General features: G+C 67.1%; 7 protein-coding genes. 6 read left to right on the top strand and 1 reads right to left on the bottom strand.

Going from position 1 to position 7,475, the window contains the following annotated elements:
- Positions 1-856: isocitrate/isopropylmalate family dehydrogenase (locus tag KBZ07_RS13640; protein WP_254932124.1), on the bottom strand; the 856-nt coding region annotated here is incomplete at its 3' end.
- An 83-nt stretch (positions 857-939) separates the two neighbouring features.
- Here KBZ07_RS13640 and KBZ07_RS13635 point away from each other — a divergent pair.
- The 6 genes from KBZ07_RS13635 to kdsB all read left to right on the top strand — a co-directional run.
- On the top strand, positions 940-1,398 hold the full coding sequence (locus KBZ07_RS13635) for a hypothetical protein (RefSeq protein WP_254932123.1): 459 nt from the start codon (positions 940-942) through the stop codon (positions 1,396-1,398).
- A 77-nt stretch (positions 1,399-1,475) separates the two neighbouring features.
- Complete coding sequence (locus KBZ07_RS13630) at positions 1,476-2,189, top strand: heme oxygenase (biliverdin-producing) (RefSeq protein ID WP_254932122.1); 714 nt, start codon at positions 1,476-1,478, stop codon at positions 2,187-2,189.
- Positions 2,190-2,210: 21 nt separating this feature from the next.
- Positions 2,211-3,230 (top strand): glycosyltransferase, encoded by a 1,020-nt coding sequence (locus tag KBZ07_RS13625; RefSeq protein WP_254932121.1) that lies wholly within the window; start codon positions 2,211-2,213, stop codon positions 3,228-3,230.
- Positions 3,231-3,256: 26 nt separating this feature from the next.
- Positions 3,257-5,650 carry a UvrD-helicase domain-containing protein gene (locus KBZ07_RS13620; protein ID WP_254932120.1) on the top strand — a complete coding sequence of 798 codons (2,394 nt, stop codon included), beginning with the start codon at positions 3,257-3,259 and terminating at the stop codon, positions 5,648-5,650.
- Positions 5,651-6,868: a CCA tRNA nucleotidyltransferase gene (locus tag KBZ07_RS13615; protein ID WP_254932119.1), complete on the top strand. Its 1,218-nt coding sequence runs from the start codon at positions 5,651-5,653 to the stop codon at positions 6,866-6,868.
- 30 nt (positions 6,869-6,898) lie between these two features.
- The coding region (kdsB, locus tag KBZ07_RS13610; RefSeq protein WP_254932118.1) for a 3-deoxy-manno-octulosonate cytidylyltransferase at positions 6,899-7,475 on the top strand (577 nt) is incomplete at its 3' end.

The raw sequence follows: 7,475 nt of genomic DNA, 5'->3' as shown, positions 1-7,475 counted from the left end.
TGCGCTCGACGTTGTCCAGGATCCAGCTCTCCCGCTCAGTGATGCAGACATCGCGGAATTCGGTGTTGGCCAGCTCGTAGCCCCAGTCGCGGAAGGCACCTTCGGTGAACTTCATGATGTTGCCCTTGTGCACCAGGGTCACGTGGCGCTTGTCGCCCTCCAGGCGCAGGGCGTGCTGGATCGCCTTGCGGATGTGGCGCTGGCTGCCGTGCTTACTCACGGGCTTGATGCCGATGCCGGAGCCCACCGGGATCTGGCGCTGGCCCAGCTTGCCGTTGGCTGGGATCACCACTTGATTGAGGTGCTTGATCAGATCGAGGCACACCGGATCGTTGGCTTCCCACTCGATCCCCATGTAGATGTCTTCGGTGTTCTCGCGGTACACGATCACGTCCAGGTCTTGCGGCCGCTTGTGGGGGCTGGGGGTGCCCTCGTAGTAGCGGCAGGGACGCACGCAGCAGTAGAGATCAAAGATCTGGCGCAGGGCCACGTTGAGCGAGCGGATGCCACCGCCTATCGGTGTGGTGAGGGGCCCCTTGATCGCCACGCCGTACTCCCTGATGGCGCTCAGGGTGTCTTCCGGCAGATATTGATAGGTGCCGTAGAGGTCGCAGGCCTCGTCGCCGGCGTAAACCTTGAACCACTCAATTCGGCGCTCACCGCCGTAGGCCTGGGCTACCGCCGCGTCTAGCACTTTCTGGGTGGCGGGCCAGATGTCTACGCCCGTGCCATCACCGCGGATGAAGGGAACAATCGGATCGTTGGGCACGATCGGCTGACCGTTTTCGAAGCGAATTGCGGTGCCGCTGGCAGGGGTGGTGAGCTTCTCAAAGCTGGCGGCGCTACGGGTTGCCATGGGCTGTTACTGACCGGATCGGCCTTATCGGTGTGGCGAGCCTAGGTTTTAAGCATGTTGCGGTTCTGCTCAGGGGAAACGGCATGAATGCCGCCGATCAGGCCCGATCCCTTGAACTTGCCCAGGCAATCGCTGCGGCGGCGAGTCTGTTTCGCGTCCACTTCCCCGATGCCCGAGCCAACCTCACCCCCTGGCGCGACGACGCGCTGACCCGTGCCTTTGCCGAGCAGGAGAGCCTGGATCTCTCCTTTCACCTACCGGGCTGGAGTCCCCGCAGCCAGTGCCGCTCCTTTCTGGTGCAGCTGCGCCTGGACGGGGCCCCGGGGCGGAGCAGGGCTGAACGCCCTCGCCTGCTGGGGGTGACGATCCGGGGCCTCACCTACGAGAGCGAGCGCTGGCGGCTGGCCACCGTGGGCGACTGGCAGCCGTCAGGCAGTCATCTGCCCCAGGCCGAGGTGGCGCAGAAGTTGCAGCAGTTTTCCCGGGAGCTGTTTGATCTGTTCGGTGGCGCCGAGCAGGCCGATCAGAACCTGGCGGCGTAACCCTTCGCAACCTTGCCAGGCGCCCCGGTAAAACTCCCGCCTAACTTGGCGCCTCGCCCGTACAACGCTCCCGTCAGATGCCCGTCGCCCTTGCCTCCCAACTGCGTGAAGGCACCAAAAAGGCCCACACGATGGCGGAGAACACCGGCTTCGTGAGCTGCTTCCTCAAGGGCGTAGTCGATAAGGTCAGCTACCGCACCCTGGTAGCTGACCTCTATTTCGTCTACTCGGCGATGGAGGAGGAGTTTGCCAGGCTCAAGGACCATCCGGTGCTGGGTCCGGTGGGCTTTGCCGAGCTCAACCGCCGCGAGAGTCTCGAGCAAGACCTGGCCTTCTATTTCGGTGCCGACTGGCGCACTGCAGTTAAGCCAACTCCTGGCGCCCAGCAGTATGTCGACCGCCTGCATCAGGTGGCCCGGGAGTGCCCGGAGCTGTTGGTGGGTCACCACTACACCCGCTACATCGGTGATCTCTCCGGCGGCCAGATCCTCAAGAACATCGCCCAGAAGGCCATGAACCTGGGCGAGCACGACGGTCTGCGCTTCTACGAATTCGACGCCATCGCCGATGAAAAGGGCTTCAAGGCCAACTACCGCACGGTGCTCGATGGCCTGCCGATCGACCAGCCCATGGCCGATCGGATTGTCGAGGAGGCCAACCAGGCCTTCCACCTCAACATGGTGATGTTCCAGGAGTTGGAGGGCAACCTGATCGCCGCCATCGGCAAGGTGCTGTTCGGCTTCCTCACCCGGCGTCAGCGGGCCGGCAGCACCGAGGTGGTGACGGCCTGAGTGCGACCAGTTCGTTTCCTCGTGCCCGGCACCACCGGTCGGTTTCGCTGCGGCGGCCTGCTGGTGGAGCTGCAGTGCGCCCGGCTGCTCGCCGAGCTGGTGCCCACCCAGCTGGTGACCTACCGCCAGCGGGAGCCTGATCATCCCTTCCTCGCCGACCTATTGCGCCAGGAGGCCGCTCCCGGTGGGCCCCTCTGGATTGTGAGCTGGGGCTTTGATGTGCCCAGGTTGCTGGCCCGGCTGCGGGGCCGGCCGGTGGCATACCACGCCCACAGCAGCGGTTACGGCTTTGACCTGCCGGCCGGGGTGCCGGTGCTGGCGGTGAGCCGCAACACCCTCGGCTACTGGGGTGATCGGGCGCCCCGCAGTCCCCTGCTGCTGGTGCCCAATGCCCTCGAGCCGAAGTGGTTGGAGCGGGGCCGGCGCCATGGCGATGGGGAGCGGCCGATCGATGTGCTGGTGCAGCGTCGTAAGAGCAGCGCCTACCTGCTCAAGCGGCTGGTGCCGGCCTTGCGGGCCCGGGGGTTGGTGGTCCAGGTGCAGGAAGGCTGGGTGGACGATCTGGTGGAGCTGTTCAACAGCGCCAAGGTGGTGCTCTACGACTCCGCCGACTACTGGCGGGGCCGCGGCGTGAGCGAGGGTTTTGGCCTGCCGCCGATCGAGGCCCTGGCCTGCGGCTGTGTGGTGTTCAGCAGCTTCAATCACGCCCTGGCCGACAGCCTCGATCCGGGAGTGCTCGGCCACCAGATCGGAGCGGGCAGCCTGGCCGGCGATATCGAGCGCATCGAGGCCGCCGCCGCCGATCCAGACCGCTGGCGCCCCACCTCGGCGGCCCTTGCGCCGCTGCTGAAGGGCTGTTCGGAGGCGGCCCTGCGGGCCCGTTGGGCCCCAGCACTGGCCGAGGTGAATGGCCACTGGGATCGGCTGCTGGCCGGTGAGCCGCCCCTGCGCAGCCCGGCACCCTGGCGCCTGCGTTGGGGCCAGCGGCTGGCGGGGTTGGGCCGCCACCTGGTCAAGCTGCTGCCCACTCGCCGGGTCTAGGCCGATCCGCCCTAGGTTCGTCGGTTATGAGTGCCTTTCTCGCCGGCCTGAATGACGCCCAGCGCAAGGCGGTGGATCACCACACCGGTCCGCTGCTGGTGGTGGCCGGTGCCGGCAGCGGCAAGACCCGGGCCCTCACCCACCGCATCGCCCACCTGATCGGCCACCACGGCGCCGATCCGGCCCATCTGCTCGCCGTCACCTTCACCAACAAGGCGGCCCGGGAGATGAAGGAGCGGCTGGAGCTGCTGCTGGCCCAGAAGCTGGCCCAGAGCCAGTTTGGCCAGCCCTGGAGCACCCTGGCGGCGGTGGAGCAGCGCCAGCTGCGCAGCCGCATCTACCGGGATGTGATCAAGGAGCTGTGGATCGGCACCTTCCACGCCCTGTTTGCCCGGCTGCTGCGCTTCGACATCGATAAATTCAAGGATCCAGAAGGGCTCAGCTGGACCCGCCAGTTCTCGATCTACGACGAGAACGACGTCCAGAGCCTGATCAAGGAGATCGTCGTCCAGGAGCTCCAGCTCGATCCCAAGCGCTTCGAGCCCAAGAAGGTGCGCTGGGCAATCAGCAACGCCAAGAACCAGGGCTGGATGCCCGAGCAGCTCGAGGCCGATGCCGGCGGCCAGCGGGGCAAGTTGATGGCTGAGACCTACCGGCGCTACCGGCGTGCCCTGGCCGCCAACAACGCCCTCGACTTCGATGATCTGCTGCTCTTCCCCGTGCAACTGCTGCGCCAGAACGAGCAGATCCGCGACTACTGGCACCGGCGCTTTCGCCATGTGCTGGTGGATGAATACCAGGACACCAACCGCACCCAGTACGACCTGATCAAACTGCTGGTGACCAACGGTCGCGAGCCTTCCGCCTACGACGACTGGGACGGCCGTTCGGTGTTTGTGGTGGGCGATGCCGACCAGAGCATCTACAGCTTCCGCGCCGCCGACTTCACGATCCTGATGGGTTTCCAGGACGACTTCGGTGACGGGGCCGCCAGTGAGACCACCGCCACGATGGTGAAGCTGGAGGAGAACTACCGCTCCACCGCCACGATCCTGGAGGCGGCTAATGCCCTGATCGCTCACAACTCCGAGCGGATCGACAAGGTGCTGCGCCCCACCCGCGGTGAGGGGGAATTGATCTCGCTCACCCGCTGCGATGACGAGATCGCCGAGGCCGAGGCCGTGGTGCACCGCATGCGCATGCTGGACGCCGCCCATCCAGACCTGCGCTGGGGCGACATGGCGGTGCTCTATCGCACCAATGCCCAGTCGCGGGCGATGGAGGAGTCGCTGGTGCGCTGGGGGATTCCCTACATCGTGGTGGGAGGCCTGCGCTTCTACGACCGGCGCGAGATCAAGGATGTGCTCGCCTACCTCAGGCTGCTGATCAACCCGGCCGACACCGTCAGCCTGCTGCGGGTGCTCAACACCCCCAAGCGCGGCATCGGCAAAACCACGATCGAACGGCTCACCGACGCCTCAAGCCAGCTCGGTATTCCCCTCTGGGACGTGGTGAGCGATGCCGAGGCGGTGCGCTCCCTAGGCGGGCGCTCGGCAAAGGGGTTGCTCCAGTTTTGCGAGCTGATCAACGGCCTGCAGGCCTCCGCCCAGGACATCGCCCCTTCTGAACTGGTGCAGCGGGTGATGGAGCAAAGCGGCTATGTGGCCGAACTGATCGCCGACGGCACCGATGAGGCCGAAGACCGGCGCCGCAACCTCAACGAACTGGTGAATGCCGCCCTCCAATACCAGGAGGAAAACGAGGAGGGCTCCCTGGAGGATTTCCTGGCCTCCGCTGCCCTGGCCAGCGATGCCGACAGCAAGGACACTGACCAGGACCGGGTCACCCTGATGACCCTGCACGCCAGCAAGGGCTTGGAATTTCCGGTGGTGTACCTGGTGGGGATGGAGCAGGGTCTCTTCCCCAGCTACCGCTCCCTGGAGGATCCTTCGGCCCTGGAGGAGGAGCGGCGCCTCTGTTATGTGGGCATCACCCGGGCCAAGGAGCGCCTGTTCCTCTCCCACGCCAGTGAGCGGCGGCTGTGGGGCGGCATGCGGGAGCCGGCCGTGCCCTCGGTGTTTCTCTCGGAGTTGCCCCCGGAGCTGCTTCAAGGCGACATTCCCCACAGCGGTGGGGCGGCAATCCGGCGCGAACAGCGCCTCGATCGCCTCACCCGGGTGGATCGGCAGGAGAGCCTCCAGGTGGCTGCCGGTGGCAGCGCCGCTGCCGCCACCAATGCGGTGCGCCGCCGGGGGGCCAAAGTTTGGGCGGTGGGCGATCGGTTGCGCCACAGCAGCTTTGGAGAGGGCCAGGTGAGTCACCTCTTCGGCAGCGGTGAAAAGGTGTCGATTGCCGTGAAATTCCAGGGGATGGGCCCCAAAATCCTCGACCCGCGCCTGGCGCCGATTGAACCCATCTAGGTGGACATCCCCGGCATTTCCCCCTCCCTGTTGAAGGCCCTGGGCCAGCTCGACATGGGCCCGGTGGCCCTGGTCGGTGGTGCGGTTCGGGACCTACTGCTGCACCGGGTGCACAACGACCCCTGGCGGGGCTTGCCCGATCTGGATCTGGTGGTGGAGGGGGCGGCGGCTGGCCTGGTGGCGGCCCTGGTGGAGCAGCTCGGCCCCTCCCTGGTGCGGCGCGCCCAGGAGCATGGGGCCTACGGCACGGTGGAGCTGGAGCTCGATCTGGCCGGCGAAATCGTGCTGCTCGATGTGGCCAGGGCCCGTTGCGAGCTGTATCCGGTGCCGGCCGAAAACCCCCTGGTGAGCTTTGGTTGCCTGGCGGACGACCTGGCCCGCCGCGATTTCAGCATCAATGCGATTGCCCTGGATCTGGCCAGTGGTGAGCTGCTGGATCCCCATGGGGGCCAGCAGGATCTGGAGCGGCGCCAGTTGCGTTTCTTACACGCCGCCAGCTTGCGAGACGACCCCACCCGGCTGGTGCGCGGGGCCCGTTACGCAGCCCGGCTTGGCTTCGCCCTCGAGCCCTCCAGCCGTCAACAGGCCGTGAAGACCCTGAAGGCGTGGCCCTGGTCCTGGCGGCCCGGGAATTCCCCGGCCCTGGCCCCAGCCGCCCTGGGCACCCGGCTGCGGATGGAGCTTGAGTTGCTGGTGGAGCGGGAGCCCTGGGCGGAGGCGCTCCAGGCATTGCAGCAGTGGGGCGGCTTGGCGCTGCTGGATCCAGCCTTGCAGGCGGATTCCCAGTGGCCACGGCGGCTGCGCTGGGCCGCGCGGCTGGGTTTGCCGCTGTTGGTGGCCCTGGTGGCGGGAGCGGCCGAACCCCTCGCTTTGGCGGAGAGGCTGCAGTTGCCCCATCGCCAACACCGCTTGCTGGTGCAATGGCTGGCCTTGCGGGCCAGCCTGGGGGCAGGGTTTACGGATGCTCCCCTGGCGGGCGCCGAGCACTGGTGTGCCCTGTTGGAAGCCCCTGGTTGCAGTGCCCCAGCGGTGGCCCTGGCGCTGGCGTGCAGCAACGGACCACGCCGGCCCCTGCTGCGTTGGCTGCTGCGCTGGCGCTTCCTAAAAGCTGAGCAGAGCCCCGCGGAGCTGATGGCAGCAGGGATGGGCCAGGGCCCCGAGCTGGGCCGGCGGCTGCGCGCCCTGCGGGCCGAGCGATTGGGGCGGGAGCGGCTCTGAGGGTTTTTGCGAGCTCCTAGCGTGGCCCCTATGACACACCCCCAGGTAGTGGTGGCCGTGCCGGCCCGGCTGGAATCGGCCCGGTTGCCGGGCAAGTTGCTGGCCGAGATCGCCGGCAAGCCGATGCTGCAGCACGTGCTCGAGCGCTGCCAGCAGGCCCGGGGGGTGGCGGCGGTGCTGGTGTGCACCGATAGCGAGCAGGTGCGGCACCTGGCCCAGGCCTGGGGCGTTTCGGTGCTGATGACCTCCCCCGACTGCAGCTCCGGGAGTGAGCGGCTAGCCAGCGTGGTGGCGGAGCTGGTGGCTGCTGCAGGGGGCTCGGCATCTGATTTTGATGAAACCCTGGTGATCAACGTGCAGGGAGATCAGCCCCTGCTGGATCCGGGGGTGATTGAGGCGATGGTGGCCCAGTTTGAGCTGCTGCAGCGGCCGCCGCTGTTGACCCCGGTCTATCCCCTGGCGGCGGACAAGATCCACGACCCCAACGTGGTCAAGGTGCTGCGGGCCCGCGACGGCCGGGCGATCACTTTCTCGCGCAGTGCCCTGCCCCCTCTGCGCGGGGTGCCGCCGCAGCAGTGGGGTGAGCACACCACCTACTGGGGCCATG

The organism is Cyanobium sp. BA20m-14, from assembly GCF_024346295.1.
The sequence above is the reverse complement of the archived record's forward strand: the minus strand, read 5'-3'. Positions and strand labels throughout refer to the sequence as shown.

What these genes read in the sequence shown, in the direction of transcription:
- KBZ07_RS13635 (WP_254932123.1), top strand. Translation starts at nt 940, where the DNA reads ATGAATGCCGCCGATCAGGCCCGATCCCTTGAACTTGCCCAGGCAATC.
- KBZ07_RS13630 (WP_254932122.1), top strand. Translation starts at nt 1,476, where the DNA reads ATGCCCGTCGCCCTTGCCTCCCAACTGCGTGAAGGCACCAAAAAGGCC.
- KBZ07_RS13620 (WP_254932120.1), top strand. Translation starts at nt 3,257, where the DNA reads ATGAGTGCCTTTCTCGCCGGCCTGAATGACGCCCAGCGCAAGGCGGTG.